Origin of the sequence: Pseudomonas sp. MS646, assembly GCF_036693845.1 — a bacterium.
GTDB lineage: Bacteria > Pseudomonadota > Gammaproteobacteria > Pseudomonadales > Pseudomonadaceae > Aquipseudomonas > Aquipseudomonas chlororaphis_E.
On sequence record NZ_CP144763.1, the window covers coordinates 1337725 to 1354576 of the forward strand.

Annotated in this window: 22 protein-coding genes; 14 read left to right on the forward strand and 8 right to left on the reverse strand. The window is 61.1% G+C overall.

Annotation, left to right across the window (positions count from 1 at the left end; all coding sequences use genetic code 11):
* Positions 1-10 precede the first annotated feature (10 nt).
* The 9 genes from V3H56_RS05850 to recX all read left to right on the forward strand — a co-directional run bounded on the left by V3H56_RS05850 (position 11) and on the right by recX (position 6352).
* A complete protein-coding gene (locus V3H56_RS05850; RefSeq protein WP_338474337.1) occupies positions 11-1174 on the forward strand; it encodes a phage tail protein in 1164 nt (387 codons plus the stop codon).
* On the forward strand, positions 1171-1680 hold the full coding sequence (locus V3H56_RS05855; protein WP_047737005.1) for a hypothetical protein: 510 nt from the start codon (positions 1171-1173) through the stop codon (positions 1678-1680). Before V3H56_RS05850 ends, V3H56_RS05855 begins: the two co-directional genes overlap by 4 nt.
* 25 nt (positions 1681-1705) lie before the next feature.
* A complete protein-coding gene (locus V3H56_RS05860; RefSeq protein WP_123579576.1) occupies positions 1706-2617 on the forward strand; it encodes a phage tail protein in 912 nt (303 codons plus the stop codon).
* Between the two features lie 13 nt (positions 2618-2630).
* The gene (locus tag V3H56_RS05865; RefSeq protein WP_047737003.1) at positions 2631-3065 is read left to right on the forward strand and encodes a phage tail assembly chaperone; all 435 of its coding nucleotides are present in this window, start codon (positions 2631-2633) and stop codon (positions 3063-3065) included.
* A 21-nt stretch (positions 3066-3086) separates the two neighbouring features.
* Positions 3087-3650: a glycoside hydrolase family 19 protein gene (locus V3H56_RS05870; protein ID WP_338474338.1), complete on the forward strand. Its 564-nt coding sequence runs from the start codon at positions 3087-3089 to the stop codon at positions 3648-3650.
* Positions 3632-4168: a lysis system i-spanin subunit Rz gene (locus V3H56_RS05875; RefSeq protein WP_042730771.1), complete on the forward strand. Its 537-nt coding sequence runs from the start codon at positions 3632-3634 to the stop codon at positions 4166-4168. The genes V3H56_RS05870 and V3H56_RS05875 overlap by 19 nt, the downstream gene beginning before the upstream one ends.
* Before the next feature lie 71 nt (positions 4169-4239).
* Positions 4240-4740, forward strand: coding sequence for a CinA family protein (locus tag V3H56_RS05880; protein ID WP_042730772.1), 501 nt, complete (start codon positions 4240-4242; stop codon positions 4738-4740).
* Positions 4741-4823: 83 nt separating this feature from the next.
* A complete protein-coding gene (gene recA, locus V3H56_RS05885; RefSeq protein WP_042730773.1) occupies positions 4824-5876 on the forward strand; it encodes a recombinase RecA in 1053 nt (350 codons plus the stop codon).
* Between the two features lie 8 nt (positions 5877-5884).
* On the forward strand, positions 5885-6352 hold the full coding sequence (gene recX, locus V3H56_RS05890) for a recombination regulator RecX (protein WP_338474339.1): 468 nt from the start codon (positions 5885-5887) through the stop codon (positions 6350-6352).
* A gap of 44 nt (positions 6353-6396) precedes the next feature.
* Here recX and V3H56_RS05895 read toward each other — a convergent pair whose 3' ends face one another.
* Positions 6397-7515, reverse strand: a complete 1119-nt coding sequence (locus V3H56_RS05895; protein ID WP_042730775.1) for a TIGR00730 family Rossman fold protein — start codon at positions 7513-7515, stop codon at positions 6397-6399.
* A gap of 251 nt (positions 7516-7766) precedes the next feature.
* On the opposite strand from V3H56_RS05895, the gene V3H56_RS05900 reads away from it, so the two are divergent.
* Positions 7767-7964, forward strand: a complete 198-nt coding sequence (locus V3H56_RS05900; protein ID WP_338474340.1) for a hypothetical protein — start codon at positions 7767-7769, stop codon at positions 7962-7964.
* A 27-nt stretch (positions 7965-7991) separates the two neighbouring features.
* Here V3H56_RS05900 and V3H56_RS05905 read toward each other — a convergent pair whose 3' ends face one another.
* Positions 7992-8414 (reverse strand): quorum-sensing-regulated virulence factor family protein, encoded by a 423-nt coding sequence (locus tag V3H56_RS05905; protein WP_042730777.1) that lies wholly within the window; start codon positions 8412-8414, stop codon positions 7992-7994.
* A 184-nt stretch (positions 8415-8598) separates the two neighbouring features.
* Between V3H56_RS05905 and V3H56_RS05910 the strand changes: the two genes are divergently transcribed.
* The 3 genes from V3H56_RS05910 to V3H56_RS05920 all read left to right on the forward strand — a co-directional run bounded on the left by V3H56_RS05910 (position 8599) and on the right by V3H56_RS05920 (position 10626).
* Complete coding sequence (locus V3H56_RS05910; protein ID WP_042730778.1) at positions 8599-9345, forward strand: tRNA-uridine aminocarboxypropyltransferase; 747 nt, start codon at positions 8599-8601, stop codon at positions 9343-9345.
* A 193-nt stretch (positions 9346-9538) separates the two neighbouring features.
* The gene (gene erdR / locus V3H56_RS05915) at positions 9539-10192 is read left to right on the forward strand and encodes a response regulator transcription factor ErdR (RefSeq protein ID WP_042730779.1); all 654 of its coding nucleotides are present in this window, start codon (positions 9539-9541) and stop codon (positions 10190-10192) included.
* Positions 10193-10263: 71 nt separating this feature from the next.
* A complete protein-coding gene (locus V3H56_RS05920) occupies positions 10264-10626 on the forward strand; it encodes a diacylglycerol kinase (RefSeq protein ID WP_042730780.1) in 363 nt (120 codons plus the stop codon).
* Between the two features lie 4 nt (positions 10627-10630).
* Here the strand turns inward: V3H56_RS05920 and V3H56_RS05925 are convergent, their stop codons facing one another.
* A complete protein-coding gene (locus V3H56_RS05925; protein ID WP_042730781.1) occupies positions 10631-11557 on the reverse strand; it encodes a LysR family transcriptional regulator in 927 nt (308 codons plus the stop codon).
* Positions 11558-11678: 121 nt separating this feature from the next.
* Between V3H56_RS05925 and fpr the strand changes: the two genes are divergently transcribed.
* Positions 11679-12458 carry a ferredoxin-NADP reductase gene (fpr, locus tag V3H56_RS05930; protein ID WP_003198368.1) on the forward strand — a complete coding sequence of 260 codons (780 nt, stop codon included), beginning with the start codon at positions 11679-11681 and terminating at the stop codon, positions 12456-12458.
* A 202-nt stretch (positions 12459-12660) separates the two neighbouring features.
* Here the strand turns inward: fpr and tsaA are convergent, their stop codons facing one another.
* The 5 genes from tsaA to rimO all read right to left on the reverse strand — a co-directional run bounded on the left by tsaA (position 12661) and on the right by rimO (position 16777).
* Positions 12661-13359, reverse strand: coding sequence for a tRNA (N6-threonylcarbamoyladenosine(37)-N6)-methyltransferase TrmO (tsaA, locus tag V3H56_RS05935; RefSeq protein WP_047736993.1), 699 nt, complete (start codon positions 13357-13359; stop codon positions 12661-12663).
* 68 nt (positions 13360-13427) lie between these two features.
* A complete protein-coding gene (locus tag V3H56_RS05940; protein WP_042730783.1) occupies positions 13428-13889 on the reverse strand; it encodes a DUF1456 family protein in 462 nt (153 codons plus the stop codon).
* A 56-nt stretch (positions 13890-13945) separates the two neighbouring features.
* The gene (locus tag V3H56_RS05945) at positions 13946-14656 is read right to left on the reverse strand and encodes an rRNA pseudouridine synthase (RefSeq protein WP_047736992.1); all 711 of its coding nucleotides are present in this window, start codon (positions 14654-14656) and stop codon (positions 13946-13948) included.
* A gap of 82 nt (positions 14657-14738) precedes the next feature.
* The gene (locus V3H56_RS05950) at positions 14739-15212 is read right to left on the reverse strand and encodes a GNAT family N-acetyltransferase (RefSeq protein ID WP_047736990.1); all 474 of its coding nucleotides are present in this window, start codon (positions 15210-15212) and stop codon (positions 14739-14741) included.
* Positions 15213-15436: 224 nt separating this feature from the next.
* The gene (gene rimO, locus V3H56_RS05955; protein WP_042731513.1) at positions 15437-16777 is read right to left on the reverse strand and encodes a 30S ribosomal protein S12 methylthiotransferase RimO; all 1341 of its coding nucleotides are present in this window, start codon (positions 16775-16777) and stop codon (positions 15437-15439) included.
* Positions 16778-16852 lie beyond the last annotated feature (75 nt).

The window sequence follows — 16852 nt, forward strand, 5'->3', positions numbered from 1 at the left end:
GAATAGAAAGATGGATTATCCAAAAAGTGTACCCAGCGCCGGGTTGGTCAATGGCAAGTTCGTTGATGAAAACCCGCTGACCGGCACGCCCGGCTCCTTGATTCCGGCAGCCTGGGGCAATGGCGTGACCCAGGAAATCGTGAATGTCATCAAGGCGGGGGATCTGACGCCAGATGAAACCCAGAATGATCAATTGCTCGAGGCGATTCAGTCGGTCACGGCCAAGGGCTGGAACCAGGACCTCGCTCTTCCGATCGCCGCTTTACCGCTGCCAACGATTGCCACGGCGGACGCCCGACTGGCCATAACCCCGGTAGCACTGTCTACCAGCGGCGGTCGTGTCTCGATTCCGGCGGGTACATACATCAGCCTCGGACAAGAGGTGCTGAGTGGGCGGTTGGGGCGGTCACGTACCTACTTGACGGCAAACTGGAGCAGCGCCGATTTGTTGCCCAGCAGCAGTTATTTTCTACGAGCGCAGGTCATAGGCGGTGTGCTGACGTTCTATATGCAGCGTGGCAGCCTGTATGACCTTCCTCCGGAATCCTTGAAGGGCACTGTCAATGGCGCGTCCGGCGGCGGATTCGCGTCCACCCCCCTGGACATGTGCCTGGCGTGGGTCATGACCGGGACGCCAGGTTCCGCGCCGACTGTCCGCGCCATCTACAACCGCGCTCAATTGACCTGGACGCAAACGGTCAATGGCACGGGGGTGGTGTATCTGCCACTGGATCCGCATGCTCGTGCAGCGCGGCTCGTGGCCGGCAATCCGACCCCCGCGTCGAACGCCGTCACCTCGCTGGCGTTCGTCCAGACTGGATGGCTTGGGGGCAATTACAGCTACCTGTCTCCCGTTGCGACAACGCCTGGCAACAATGCCGTGGGTTGGGCAACCCCTTCAAGCCCGTACATGTGCGTGTTGTTCTCCAGCAACGTCGTCAATGACGTGAGCGTGTCCACGGTCACGGCCAGTTTTGACCATACCCAGTCGCGTTCGCTGTGGCAGTCGTACCAGGCCGAGCACACATTAGGCGCAACGATCGCTGACAGTGACGAGCTGCTATTGAGCATGGGGATCAAGGGACACCAGGCGCTGACGGATTACAGCGTGGGTATCGGCGTCAACTTCACCAACGCAGTCAATGTCCACCTGTCCTGGGAGATCATCCGATGAAAGTCATTCAAGAACTGCATGAGTACGAAGATGGGCTTCGTCCGCCTCCGCCTTCTCCCGCCCATGCCTGGGAGGACGGCAAGTGGGTGTTCAATGACGAGCGTGCGGCCGAGCTGTTGCGCCAGGAAGTCGAGCGCCTGAGCGCCTGTGTCGATGCCGCTGCCGACAGCGCACGGCGCACACTGGTCGGCGATCCGTTGCGGGCCTTGGAGTACCAACAAGCCGCCGTGCAAGCGCAGGCCTTCAAGGATGAAGGCTACCCGAAGAAAGCCGTCCCGTTGGCCGTTTCTGCGTGGGTTGTCAGAGGGCGCACCGCCAGGCAGGCGGCCGATCAGATACTCGCCAAAGCCACTGAATGTGAAGCGACCCTGCTGGCGCTACGTGAGGTGCGCCTCAAGGCCAAGGCGCGGATCCAAGGGCACCTTGCCAAAGGTCATGCGGATCTGGCCAACCAGGCCGCTGATGAGGTGCTGGCGGCTATCCGGGCGCTGACAGTCCGCGCCTGAGCCTGATCTTAGAGAGAGCAATAACATGGATTATCCAAAAAGTGTGCCCAGCGCGGGTTTGGTGGGCGGCAGGTTTGTCGATGAAAATCCCCTGACGGGTACACCGGGGTCCTTGATTCCGGCCAGTTGGGGGAATGGCGTCACGCAGGAAATAATCAATGTGATCGAGGCCGCGGGGATCACGCCATCGGAAGAAACCTACAATCAATTGCTATCCGCGCTGCGTGGCGGCGGGTTGTTTCTGACCGCCCCGCAGTTCGATAACGACAAGAGCGTGGCCACCACGGAGTTTGTCGTTCGCAATGGGGTACAGTATTGCGGTTTTGACGTGTATGCCGGCAGTACCACGCTGACGCTCAAGGATGTGGGGGGCGTCGCCAGCTTCGCCAGCGAAACCCCGGTGACTGCCAAGTTGCCAGCGACCGCGGGAATCCTGCAGGGCGCTACGGTCCTGATTGTCAACGCGGGCAATGGCGTCGTAACCGTTTCAACGTCTTCGGCGGCCGACAGATTGTCCGGGTCCAATGGCGCGGAGGGCGTCATCAGCATTGGGCTGGGAGAAACGGCAGCCTTCATCAAACTCAGCAACCAATGGCGCCTGATTGGCGGCACGGCGGCCCTGAAGTATTCGGCCATGTCGTCTTCATCGTTGCAGCCCAATGGCTGGAAGCGGATTCCCGATACCACCAGCCCGACGGGCTACGTGATCGAGCAATGGGGCGTTTCATCGAGCGGCGCGGATGCCAATGGTGTGCTGGTGACGTTTCCGATGTCGTTTCCCAACGCCGTCAGGAACATCACCGTGACCGACGGGGGCCCCACCTGTGCGGCCTTCGGTGTCTCCATCGCTTCGCTGAGTCAGTTCAGGCTGTATGGTCGGGACTATAACGGCGCCTACTCAAACTGGACTGGCCTCTGGCGGGCGATTGGCTACTGAAAAGGAGATCGTCATGTTGCTTTTTTACGCTCCATCCACGGGTGGCTTTTACAACTCCATCGACCATTTCGGGAAGCTTCCTGAAGATGCCGTCGAGATTTCGGAGCACACCTACAACGGGTTGTTCGCAGCGCCTTTTTTAAACAGGTCCATAGCGTCGGATACCAACGGGCATCCGGTCTTGTCCGAGCGTTTGGTCAACAAGGTCGAGGCACAAATCATCAGCGAGACACACTGGCGCGATGCTCAGCTCAACGCCACCGACCGGCTCGTGGCTCGCGATCGCGATGAGATGGATGACGGAGGCGGCACAACGCTGGACCAGGCCCAGTACACACAACTGCAGGCCTATCGACGTGCCCTGCGAGAGTGGCCGCAGGACGAGCTGTTTCCGGCGGCCGAGCACCGACCTGTTGCGCCGCCCTGGCTGGCGACGCCATTTCAGTAATGTTTTTTCGATGGTCAGGCTATGGACATCACACAAGCACAACTTGCCCTCATCATGCCCAACGCCCGCTCCCAAGCGGGCGTTTTCATTCCAGCCCTCAACACCGCCATGTCCCGCCACCGTATCGATACGCCTAAACGCATTGCTGCGTTTTTGGCGCAGATCGGCCATGAGTCGGGGCAGTTACGGTACGTGCGCGAACTCGGCAGCGAGGCCTATCTAAGCCAATACGACACTGGCGCGTTGGCCGCTCGCCTGGGCAATACGCCGGTGGCGGACGGCGACGGCCAGAAGTATCGCGGCCGAGGTCTGATCCAGATTACCGGCCATGACAATTATCTTCGCTGCAGTCAGGGGCTGTTTGGCGATGCACGTTTGCTGGCCTTGCCTGAGCTTCTTGAACAGCCGCAATGGGCCAGCGAATCCGCCGCCTGGTTCTGGGAGCAGAACGGCTTGAACGAGCTGGCCGATCGCGACCAGTTCAACAGCATTACCCGGCGCATCAACGGTGGTTTGAACGGCCTGCAGGATCGTCTGCAGCTCTGGGCGCGGGCGAGGGCGGTGCTATGCCAGTCTTTGGCCTGATGCCGTTTTCCTTGCGCACCTTCGGCGTCGTTGCCTTGCTGATGCTGCTGGCCGGTGGGCCGGCGGCCCTGGCGTGGCGGCTCCAGGATTGGCGCTATGGCCGCCAGTTGGCGCAAATGGCCCAGTCCCGGGCCGAGACGCTGAATCAATTGGCCCAGGCGGCAGCGACGCAACACAAGGCCGAGCAAGACAAGCGCCTCGTCCTGGAACAACGGCTTGCCGCCAGCGAACAAACTCACTACCGAGCCTTGAGCGATGCCCAACGTGACCAGGATCGCCTGCGCGATCGCCTTGCTACTGCCGATGTCCGGCTGTCAGTCCTCCTCGACGCCAGCGATGCCCCCGGTGGCTGTGCGCTGCCTGCCGCCGCCGGCGCCAGCGGCATGGATCATGGCGCCCCACGCGCCCGACTTGACCCGGCGCATGCTCAACGAATTATCGCCATCACCGACGCCGGCGACCGCGGATTGATCGCCCTGCAGGCTTGCCAGGCCTACGTCAGGGCCCTGGGTCGGTAATTCGGCGAGCCTTGCAAGCGTCGACCGCTCGTGTACGGTAGGCCTTCATCGCGTCGAATCTGGAGAGCACCGTGGACGACATTACCGAACTGGCCGCTGAATTGGGTCGGCGCTTGCAGTTGCTCAATGCCCATGTCACCACCGCCGAGTCCTGTACCGGGGGCGGGATTGCCGAGGCGATCACGCGGATCCCAGGGAGCTCGGCCTGGTTCGAGGCCGGTTACGTGACTTATTCCAATCGCCAGAAGACCCAGCAACTGAATGTACCCAGCGGCTTGTTCGAGACGGTGGGGGCGGTCAGCCGCGAGGTGGTCGAGGCCATGGCCCAGGGCGCCCAGCATAAAAGCCTGGCGCGGTTTGCCGTGGCGGTCAGCGGCGTGGCCGGGCCCGACGGGGGCTCACCGCACAAACCGGTGGGCACCGTATGGCTGGCCTGGGGCGTTGGCGCGACGGTGATCAGTGAGCAGCGCTTTTTCCCAGGCAACCGCGATGAGGTCCGCCGACAAACGGTGAAGGCCGCGCTAGAGGGGCTGCTGCAGCATGCCTCGGTAGAAATCTCAAATCAGGGGTAGGCGATCTTCAATCCCTGTGGAATAATACTGGCTACTTATACAGGTGTTGGCCGCCAGGCCTTATTGATTACGTGAGGACTTTAATGGACGACAACAAGAAGAAAGCCTTGGCTGCGGCCTTGGGTCAGATCGAACGTCAATTCGGCAAGGGTGCCGTAATGCGTATGGGCGATCAAGACCGTCAGGCTATTCCTTCCATCTCCACCGGCTCCCTGGGCCTGGACATTGCGCTGGGCATCGGCGGCCTGCCAAAAGGCCGGATCGTTGAAATCTACGGCCCTGAGTCGTCCGGTAAAACCACGCTGACCCTGTCCGTGATCGCCCAGGCCCAGAAAGCCGGCGCGACCTGCGCCTTCGTCGACGCCGAACACGCCCTGGACCCGGAATACGCCGGCAAGCTGGGCGTCAACGTCGACGACCTGCTGGTTTCCCAGCCGGACACCGGCGAACAGGCCCTGGAAATCACCGACATGCTGGTGCGTTCCAACGCGGTTGACGTGATCATCGTCGACTCCGTGGCCGCCCTGGTGCCAAAAGCTGAAATCGAAGGTGAAATGGGCGACATGCACGTGGGCCTCCAGGCTCGCCTGATGTCCCAGGCCCTGCGCAAGATCACCGGTAACATCAAGAACGCCAACTGCCTGGTGATCTTCATCAACCAGATCCGCATGAAGATCGGCGTGATGTTCGGCAGCCCGGAAACCACGACCGGCGGTAACGCGCTGAAATTCTACGCCTCGGTTCGCCTGGACATCCGCCGTACTGGCGCGGTGAAAGAAGGCGACGAAGTGGTCGGCAGCGAAACCCGCGTCAAGGTTGTGAAGAACAAGGTGGCTTCGCCGTTCCGTCAGGCCGAGTTCCAGATCCTCTACGGCAAGGGCATCTACCTCAATGGCGAAATGATCGACCTGGGTGTGTTGCACGGTTTCGTCGAGAAGTCCGGTGCGTGGTACGCCTACAACGGCACCAAGATCGGTCAGGGCAAGGCCAACTCGGCCAAATTCCTGGCGGACAACCCGGAAGTCGCTGCGGCCCTCGAGAAGCAACTGCGCGACAAGCTGCTGAGCCCGGTTGCCGACGTCAAGGCAGTGGCCAGCCGCGAGACCGCTGACGACCTGGCTGACGCTGACATCTGATCGATTCGATGACCGTCGTACTCGATACCCTCGTCGCGGTGCGGCGAACGGCGATGGATCTGCTTGCCAGGCGCGAGCACGGGCGGGTCGAGCTGACGCGTAAGCTGCGTCAGCGCGGAGCGCCCGATGAATTGATCGACACGGCCCTCGACCGTTTGACCGAGGAAGGCCTGCTGTCGGAAGCTCGCTACCTTGAAAGCTTTGTCTCGTATCGCGCCCGCTCCGGTTACGGTCCGTTGCGAATTCGCGAGGAGCTGAGCCAACGGGGTTTGCAACGCCCCGATATCGAACTCGCCCTGCGCGAAAGCGGTATCGATTGGCAAGAGCAATTGGCGGACACCTGGCGCCGCAAGTTTTCCGGGCATTTGCCCATCGATGCACGGGAACGCGCCAAGCAAGGGCGATTTCTGGCGTATCGGGGGTATTCCATGGAGATGATCAACCGTTTGTTCAGCGGTCGCGGTCTGGATGATTGAACACAAAGGCCCGCTATTTCGATAGCGGGCTTTTTTTTATGGGCTCAAGTCGCCTTGATCGGCTCCCATGTAAGGGGTTGGACCTTCTGGGTGGGTTCGGCCCAGTTCTCTGCCAGGTTGATGTAGTCCACCAGTTCCCTCAAACGACCGTGATCGCGGGCGTTGAAGGTAAAGGCCAGTCGCGTCAGATGGCTGAAGCGGGCCTCATCGTGTTCTTCGTCGCTGTAGTCATGCTGATGAAAGCAGTCATTGAGGCACAGGTCGGCGAAGGCCACCTGCATCTGTTGGAGCGCCTGTTCGCTGAGCTTGTGGTTCATGCGAATCACGAACTGGTGCTTGAGCCAGCGGCTGGAGTGGAAGTTGCGATAGAACTGGTTGATCTCCTCCACGGCGTCTTCGGCGTTGTACACCAGGCGCATCAGTTTCATGTCCGTGGGCAGGATGTAGCGGTTCTCCTCCAGTTGTTCACGGATGAAATCCAGGGCGCCTTGCCAGAACTTGCCGCCCGGCATGTCCAGCAGGACCACCGGCACCAGCGGGCTCTTGCCGGTCTGCACCAGCGTCAATACCTCAAGGGCTTCATCCAGCGTGCCGAAGCCGCCCGGGCAGAGCACCAGCGCGTCGGCTTCCTTGACGAAGAACAGTTTGCGGGTGAAGAAGAAGTGGAACGGCAGCAGGTTCGGCGTGCCTTCGACGGTCGGGTTGGCGTGCTGTTCGAATGGCAGGGTGATGTTGAACCCCAGGCTGTGGTCGCGTCCCGCGCCTTCATGGGCCGCCGCCATGATGCCGCCGCCGGCACCGGTGATGACCATCATGTCCGAGCGCGCCAGCGCCACCCCGAGTTCCCGGGCCAGGCCGTACAGGGGATGCTCGATCGGCGTCCGAGCCGAGCCGAAGACGGTCACCTTGCGCCGTCCCTTGAACTGTTCGAGCGTGCGGAAGGCATGTTCCAGTTCCCGCAGTGCCTGGAGGGTGATCTTGGCATTCCAGCGGTTGTGATCTTCCTGTGCCATACGCAGTACGGTCAGGATCATGTCGCGATAGATGGGAAGGTTCGGGCTGTTGGGTGAGACCAGGTTGAGCTGTTCTTCAACCTTGTGGATGAGGTCGTGGCCGTGGTTTTCAAAATGACGACTGAGCAGGTCATTCGGTTTATAAGGCATTCAACTTCTCCTTCTTGGCAGGACGAATCCAGATCCTCGCCCCGATCGTTGCTGTCTTGATCATGGCGCTCAAAAGTGACAGTTGGCAACCGCTGGATGTAGGCATGGATGCGCTGCGCCGCTCGTCAGATGACCAGCCAGGCGTACAGGGCTCTGATTTACTGAATATCAAGCGTGCCCATGCAAGCAGATGCCCAGGGCTGGGTGCCACGCGGTGGATTGAGGACGGATCGTGCAGGGAGGCGTGAAAGATGAGGGTGACACTGGAACTCGACAGGCAGTTGTATCTGATGCTGCTGGAGTCGGCCCAGGCCAATCGAGTGGGCCTGGAGGAAGAGTGCTGCCGCCGGTTGGAAGGGCGGGCCTGGCGCTCGCGCTACCTACAGGCGCTGGTGGAGGAGTTGCGCGCCGATGATGAGCAGCGGCGCGACAGTGGCCTGTGTGGTTGATGCCTACAGGCCACGGGGCCGGCAGGGTTACTTCTTCGGCTTGGTCGCTTTCGGGCAATCCGATTCCTGGAAGCGTTCCGTGGCGACCGGGCGGTTGGTCTTGACCTCGGTAAACTCGTAACGCATCGTCGCGCCCTTGGCCATCAGCTTACGGAAACCCGGGTTGGTGCACACCGTGGAACCCAGCTGGAAATACACGGCCTTGGGGTCTGCACGCATTTTCTGGGCGTGGCTGCTCTGCACACTGAGGTGGTTGATCAGCTCGGTGCCTTCGACGGTGTAGCCTTGGTCGAGAATATCTTCGTTGATCGCCCGCGGCGTACCGATGCTGCTTTCCTTGGCAACGTTCTGCAGCATCTTGTTCAGTTCGAGTTCTTTCAGCGAGGCAGCCTGAGCGCTGAAGGACGTCGCCAGCAGAACGGCAACGGTAGGGACGATAAGGCGCAGCATGAAACTCTCCTGGTTCAGTGACGGTTGGTTCGACCGATCACATGACTGTGCGTTCAGTGGCCGGGAATTATAGGGGAGCCAGGGTGGACGGTACAGGCTTGCGCGCTCTGGTAGACTGCCGGCCTTTATTGCCCTGCCGAGTGTTGTTCGTGTCCAGTTCCCTTGTACGTCGGTGTCGTCCCCGATGAAACATGCCCCCAACGCCGTCGCCTGCCTGCGCGACCAGCGTATCGATGAAGGCATCAAGCCGCTCCAGGCTCGTGGCTGGCGGGCTCCCCGTTGCAGCGCCTGCCGGGTGATCGAGAGTCATTGCCTGTGTGCCTGGCGGCCGACTGTCGAGACCCGTTCCGGGGTCTGCCTGATCATGACCAACAAGGAAGTGTTCAAGCCGAGCAACACCGGTTGGCTGATTGCCGACGTGGTGCGCGACAATCACGCGTTCATCTGGTCGCGTACCGAGGTCGACAAACAACTGCTGGCGCTGCTGAACGACCCGCAATGGCAACCCTACCTGGTGTTTCCGGGCGAGTACGTCGAGCCTTCCCGGGTGACCCACACAGTTGACCTCGATCACGCCAGGCGCCCGTTGTTCATCCTGCTGGACGCCACCTGGACGGAAGCGCGGAAGATTTTTCGCAAGAGCCCGTACTTCGACCGGCTGCCGATCCTGAGCCTGCTGCCCGACCGGTTGTCGCGCTACCGCTTGCGCCGTTCGACCCGCAGCGAGCACCTGTGCACCGCCGAGGTCGCGGCGTTGTGCCTGGAACTGGCAGGGGACAGCGATGCCGCGTCGGCCCTGGACGCTTATTTCGACGTGTTCAGCCAGCACTACCTGGGGGCCAAGCGCCAGCAGGCGGTGAATGTCTCGACCCCGGCCCACGCCGAGTTGCAGCCCTTCATTCGCACTGCACCTGCCGTATTGGCGCAATAGTGGCCCATACTGGACGCAGGGGCGGCCGTGCTGCTTGACCACCCCGGCTTCGCTGGGCATGCTTGGCGCCGACCCGGGTGCGGCCAACGGCTAAGATGCTGTGTTTGGCGCTAAATGTGCCCCTGTGGACTTGAGTTGTTTTGGCAGGGCGCGAATGCATCGGCCCGCCATTAAAAACAGGATCATTGAAAAAATGGCCACATACGAAATCCTGATTGCCGACGACCACCCGCTCTTTCGCAGCGCGTTGCGTCAGGCAGTGACCCTGGGCCTCGGCCCGGATGTCCGGTTGACGGAGGTGGCCAGTATCGCGGAGCTGGAAGCCCGGCTGACTGAAAAGGCTGACTGGGATCTCGTCCTGCTGGACCTGAATATGCCAGGTGCCTATGGTTTTTCAGGCCTGGTGCTGTTGCGCGGCCAATACCCGCAGATTCCCGTGGTGATGGTTTCGGCCCAGGAAGAAGCTTCGGTGATGGTCAAGGCGCGCGAATTCGGAGCCAGTGGGTTCATTCCCAAGTCCAGTTCCCTGGAGATGATCCAGAAGGCCGTGAAGGCGGTGCTCGATGGCGATGTGTCCTGGCCATCGCAGGCATTCGAAGCCGTGAGCGTCTCCGAAGAGGCCAAGGCCGCCAGCGAGGGCCTGGCCAGCCTCACGCCACAGCAGTTCCGGGTATTGACCATGGTGTGCGAGGGGCTGCTGAACAAGCAGATCGCCTATGAGCTGAACGTGTCGGAGGCCACCATCAAGGCCCACGTCACGGCGATCTTTCGCAAGCTGAACGTGCGCACCCGGACCCAGGCGGCCTTGCTTTTGCAACAACTTGAGTCAATTTCGCCGCAGGCTTGAAGGACGGCTTCACGCTTTTTTGACCGGACTTGAATTAGCTTCTCCACTCCTTTTCGATCAGTGCCTACGCTATGTCACCTTTTAAAGGCCAAACCGGCCTGAAACGCATCCTCAACGCCTCCGGCTATTCCCTGGACGGGCTGCGCGCCGCGTTTGTCGGTGAAGCGGCTTTCCGTCAGTTGGTGCTGCTCAATGTCGTGCTGATCCCGTTGTCGTTCTTCCTGAACGTCAGCCGGGTCGAGCAGGCGCTGTTGATCGCGGTCTGCCTGTTGGCATTGATCGTGGAGCTGCTCAACTCGGCAGTGGAAGCGGCGATCGACCGCATTTCCCTGGAACTGCACCCCTTGTCGAAAAACGCCAAGGACATGGGCAGCGCTGCCCAACTCGTCGCCCTGACGATGATCGCCCTGGTGTGGGGCGTGATCCTGCTTTAACCCTTCAGGCAATGGCCGGCAGCACGATCTCGTCGCTGCGCTGGACCCCGGCGGTGAAGGCTCGGCACAGCTCCAGGAATTCACGCATGGCCGAGGTCTGGTACTTCTGCTTGTGCCAGATGAAGTAGAACTGCCTTGCCAGGTCCATGTCCGGGGTTTCCACGGCCACCAGGCTGCCACGGCGGAAGGCGTCGCGCAGGGCCAGGCGAGAAATGCAGCCGATGCCCAGGCCCGACTCCACGGCGCGCTTGATCGCCTCGGTGTGTTCCAGTTCCAGGCGAATGTTCAGCGCGCTGCGATGATGACGCATGGCCTGGTCGAAGGTCAGCCGCGTGCCCGACCCCTGTTCGCGCAATATCCACGCTTCGTGGGTCAGCTCCTCCATGCTCGCCTGACCGCGCTTGGCCAGGGGGTGCTGCGGCGCGCAGAACACCACCAGTTCATCCTCGACCCAGCTCTGCACCTCGATGTCCGGGTGGTTGCAATCGCCTTCGATTAGACCCAGATCAATTTCATAATGGGCCACTTGGTGCACGATATTGGCAGTGTTCTGCACATGCAGCTTCACCTGGCTTTCCGGATGACGCTGCATGAAGCCGCCGATCAGCAGGGTCGCCAGGTAATTGCCGATGGTCAGGGTCGCGCCGACCGCCAAGGAGCCGAAACCGGACTTGCCGTTGAGCAGGTCTTCGATCTCCTTGGCCTGGTCCAGCAGCGCTACGGCTTGGGGCAGCAGTTGTTTGCCGAGGGCGTTGAGGCTCAGGCGCTTGCCGGCACGGTCGAACAGTTGGCAGCTCGATTGCCGCTCCAGTTCGGTGATGGAAGTGCTGGCCGCCGATTGCGACAGGTTGAGCAGGCCCGCAGCGCGAGACACGCTCTCTTGCTGGGCGACGGCGACGAAGACTTGAAGTTGACGTAGAGTAAATCGCATATCTATATAACCGATAACCCTTATCTTAATAATTCAGTTAACAGATATTGTCGTCGCCATTAGAATGCGATGCAATTGCGCACCTTGACGACGCAGGCAACATTCCCAGGAGTCCCCGTACATGAGCAACATGAACCACGAGCGTGTCCTCAGTGTTCATCACTGGAACGACACACTGTTCAGCTTCAAGTGCACCCGCGATCCGGGCCTGCGCTTCGAGAACGGTCAGTTCGTGATGATCGGCCTGCAGCAGCCCAACGGCCGCCCGCTTATGCGCGCTTACTCGATCGCCAGCCCGAACTGGGAAGAGCATCTCGAATTCTTCAGCATCAAGGTTCCCGACGGTCCGCTGACTTCCCAGTTGCAGCACCTGAAGGAAGGCGACGAGATCATCATCAGCAAGAAACCCACCGGCACCCTGGTGCTGGACGATCTCAAGCCTGGCAAGCATCTGTACCTGCTCAGCACCGGCACCGGCCTGGCGCCGTTCATGAGCGTCATCCAGGATCCGGAAACCTACGAGCGTTTCGAAAAGGTGATCCTGTGCCACGGCGTTCGCTACGTCAATGAAGTCGCCTACCGCGAATTCATCACCGAGCACTTGCCGCAGAACGAGTTCTTCGGCGAAGCGCTGCGCGAGAAGCTGATCTACTACCCGACCGTGACCCGCGAGCCGTTCGAGAACGAAGGCCGCCTGACCGACCTGATGCGCAGCGGCAAGCTGTTCCGGGACATCGGCCTGCCGCCGATCAACCCGCAGGACGACCGCGCCATGCTGTGCGGCAGCCCGAGCATGCTCGACGAGACCAGCGAAGTGCTCAACAGCTTCGGCCTGACCGTTTCGCCGCGTATGCGCGAGCCGGGTGATTATTTGATCGAGCGGGCGTTTGTAGAGAAGTAAGCTGTATTTGTGGAGCCTGATAGATCGCTATCGCGAGCAAGCTCGCTCCCACAGGGTTTGTGTTGAGTCATATTTGGTGAACAACCCAGATCAAGTGTGGGAGCGAGCTTGCTCGCGATTGCAGCGACTCGATCCAACAGTTACCCGCAAAAAAGCCCGCGCCGCCTGATAAAGGCCGCGCGGGCTTTTTCGTTTCTGGTGTTTACGGTTTCGCCGGAACCACTTCCAACACCCGAATCAACCCCGCCTGCGGGTAATGCCAACGAACGTCCAGGTCCCAGAATTGCGCGCCATATTCCCGTTCGGCGGTAGGCATCTGGTACGCCGGGCGCGGGTCTTGGGCCAGGCACTGCTCAATCAGCTCCACCAGGGGCTCTCCCAGACGCGTGGCGTGCTCGTGGGCTTGAAGCAGGGCAGTGTCCGCCCACTGCACTGGAATCAATTCAGGCGCCGCACTGGCGATGCCGTTGGACGCGCAGTCGATGATGTCGGCATAGGGCACGTAGGGCTTGATGTCCAGCACGGGAGTACCGTCCAGCAGGTCGATGCCCGAGATCCACAGGCGCCCGGCTTCTACCCGTTCCAGCTTCACCACCGACTGGCCGATGCCGTTGGGGCGATGGGTCGCACGGGTGGCGAACACGCCCATCGACTTGTTGCCACCCAGGCGCGGCGGGCGCACTTTCAATCGCGGCTTGTCTTCCAGGGCCTGGTGGAACAGGAACAGCAGCCAGACATGGCTGACCTGCTCCAGGCCCTGCACCGCATCCCCCAGGTCGAACGGCGCCACCAGCTCCAGCACGCCGCGTGCGGCGGGGGCCAGCTGCGGTTGCCGGGGGATGGCGAACTTCTCCTTGAAACAGGAGCGGACGAAGCCGATGGGGGAGACGTTATAGGTCATTGCGGCCTCAAGCTTCAAGTTCCAAGCTGCAAGTGAAAAGCTTGCAGCTTGAAGCTTGGAACTGTTGTTTAAGCTCTGACGCGCAGCGTCAGGCCCTTGAGGAAGTTGCGCAGCAACTGGTCGCCACACGGGCGGTAGTTGGTGTGGCCGAACTTGCGGAACAGCGCGCTCAGTTCCGGCTTGGAAACCGGGAAGTCGGCCGCCTTGAGGATGGCGTGCATGTCGTCTTCCTTCAGCTCGAAGGCCACTCGCAGCTTCTTGAGGATGATGTTGTTGGTCACCGGCACTTCGATCGGTTGCGGTGGACGGCTGTCGTCCTTGCCACGCTTGAAGATCACCAGGCCATCGAGAAAGTGCGCCATGACCTCGTCAGGGCAGAACACGAAGCCTTCTTCCTCGTCTTTCTTGAGGTAGCCGGCCAGATCCGCCAGGGCCACTTCCAGGCCGCCGAGCTTGATGATCTCGATGACTTTCTTGTCGCTGATGTCGAGCATGTAGCGCACGCTGCGCAGTACGTCGTTGTGAATCATGTGTGCAATCCTGATCAATCGGCAGTGGGCGCCCGGCTCGGTGCGGCGCCGTAGAATTAGAACTTTTCTTTTGCGGACAGGTAACGCCATTGGCCCAGCGGCACCTTGCCGATGGACACGCCGCCGATGCGAATGCGGCGCATGGCGACCACCTTGAGGCCGACGGCCTGGCAGAACAGCGCGATCACGCCCGGTTGCGGGTTCTTCATGGCGAAGCGCAGACGGTTTTCGTTCTGCCAACTGGCCTTGACCGCCGGCAGCTCCTTGCCCTTGTAGGTCAGGCCATGGTTCAGGCGGTTGAGGCCGTGGGCGACCATCTCGCCTTCGACTTCCACTACGTATTCCTGTTCGATCTTGGCGGCATCGGCGGTGAGCTTGCGCAGGACTTTCCAATCCTGGGTGAACACCAGCAGCCCGCTGGCATTGGCTTGCAGGTCGGCGCTGGCGGTCAGGCGCAGGAAGTGGCCCTTGAGCGGCCGCTTGCCGAAGCGATGTTCTTCGCTCAGGGTCTGCGGTCCCAGGGATGCCATGGCGGTGTCGACGTCCAGGCCGGCGGGAACGTTCAGCAGCAGGGTGACCGGCTCCGGCGCGGTGGCCTTGGCCTCGGGGTCGAGCGCGACCTTTTCGGTGGTGACCTTGAACTGCGGTTCATCGATCACTTCACCGTCCACGGTGACCCAGCCGCCCTCGATGAACAGCTCAGCCTCGCGACGAGAACAGCCGACGAGTTCGATGAGGCGTTTGGAGAGACGAATCGGGTCAGTCATGACAGGGCCGTAACAAAAAGAGGGTGGGCATTGTACCTGCCTGGCGCCGGTTAATCGCGGGTCCATTTGCGCTGTGTGGCTTTTAGCCGCGTCGGGCCTTCAGGTCGGATTGCTTGTAGCGCATGTGCAGCAACGGGTAGGGCTGGTTCATGCCGTCCCGTTCCGAGCGGCCGATGACTTCGAAACCTTGCTTGAGATAGAAACCCAGGGCCTGGGGGTTCTGCTCGTTGACGTCCAGCTCGTCGGCGTTCAGGTGTTCCATGGCGTAGTGCAGCAATTGCTTGCCCAGGCCCTGGCCGCGGTGTTGCGGGTCGATGAAGAGCATTTCGATCTTGCCGGCCGCCACGCCGGCGAAGCCGGTAATCCGTTGGCGGGTGTCCCGGGTGCAAATGAGCATCACCGCGTCCAGGTAGCGGGTGAGCACCAGGTTCTTGAGCAACTCGATGTAGCTGTCCGGCAGGAAGTCATGGGTCGCGCGCACCGATGCCTCCCATACCTGGGTCAGTTCCTGGTAATCGCTCGATTTCGGTGTATGGATGACCGAATGCTGCCGCATGCCCGCCTGTTCCTTGTGCTGGATGACCTGATGTTCTCCATACGATAGCCGTAAAAAAGCCCCGCATCTTGTCGCAAGGGCGGGGCTTTTCAATTTTTACCGGGTTTCAAAAAATTGTGGGAGCGGGCTTGCCCGCGAAGGCGGTGTGTCAGTCGAAATGACGGTTAACTGATACGCCGCTTTCGCGAGCAAGCCCGCTCCCACAAGGTATTGCAGTGGCTCGATCAGTTGATCTGCTCAGCCCACAAGTCGTACTCATCGGCGTCGGTCACCTTGCACCAGACCTTGTCGCCTGGCTTGAGGTGGCTGCCGTTGTCGATGAAGACGTTGCCGTCGATTTCCGGGGCGTCGAAGAAGCAGCGGCCCACGGCTCCCTGTTCGTCGACTTCATCCACCAGCACTTCGATCTCACGGCCGATGCGCATTTGCAGGCGGGCCGAGCTGATGGCCTGCTGGTGCGCCATGAAGCGTTCCCAGCGGTCCTGCTTGACGTCGTCCGGCACCACGTCCAGGTTCAGGTCGTTGGCGGGCGCGCCTTCGACCGGGGAGTACTGGAAGCAGCCGACGCGGTCGAGCTGGGCTTCGGTCAGCCAATCCAGCAGGTACTGGAAGTCTTCTTCGGTTTCGCCGGGGAAGCCGACGATGAACGTGGAGCGGATGATCAGCTCCGGGCAGATTTCCCGCCAGTTCTTGATCCGGGCCAGGGTCTTGTCTTCGAACGCCGGGCGTTTCATGGCCTTGAGCACTTTCGGGCTGGCGTGCTGGAACGGGATGTCCAGGTACGGCAGGATCTTGCCGGCGGCCATCAGCGGGATCAGTTCGTCGACGTGCGGGTACGGGTAGACGTAATGCAGGCGAACCCAGACGCCGAGGGTGCTGAGGGCCTCGCACAGTTCGGTCATGCGGGTTTTCACCGGCGCGCCGTTCCAGAACCCGGTGCGGTACTTCACGTCGACGCCGTAGGCGCTGGTGTCCTGGGAAATTACCAGCAGTTCCTTGACGCCGGCCTTGACCAGGCGCTGGGCTTCATCGAGCACGTCGCCCACCGGGCGGCTCACCAGCTTGCCGCGCATCGACGGGATGATGCAGAAGCTGCAGCTGTGGTTGCAGCCTTCGGAAATCTTCAGGTAGGCATAGTGGCGCGGGGTCAGCTTGATGCCTTGCGGCGGCACCAGGTCGATCAGCGGGTTATGGTCCTGTTTCGGGGGCACCACCTCGTGCACGGCGTTGACCACCTGCTCGTACTGCTGCGGGCCGGTCACCGCCAGCACGCTGGGGTGCACTTCGCGGATGTTGCCTTCTTCCACGCCCATGCAGCCGGTGACGATGACTTTGCCGTTTTCCTTGATGGCTTCGCCGATCACTTCCAGGGACTCGGCCTTGGCCGAATCGATGAAGCCACAAGTGTTGACCACTACCACGTCGGCGTCCTGGTACGTGGACACGACGTCATAGCCTTCCATGCGCAGCTGGGTCAGGATGCGCTCGGAGTCGACCAGAGCCTTCGGGCAACCCAGGGAAACGAAGCCAACCTTCGGGTTGGCTGGCGCGGTAGTGGTGGACATGTCTAACCTCGGTGTAGGGGGATCGTCTCTTGCCGAGACAGGACGCCTGACGCGCCTCTGATCAAAAAGTGCGCA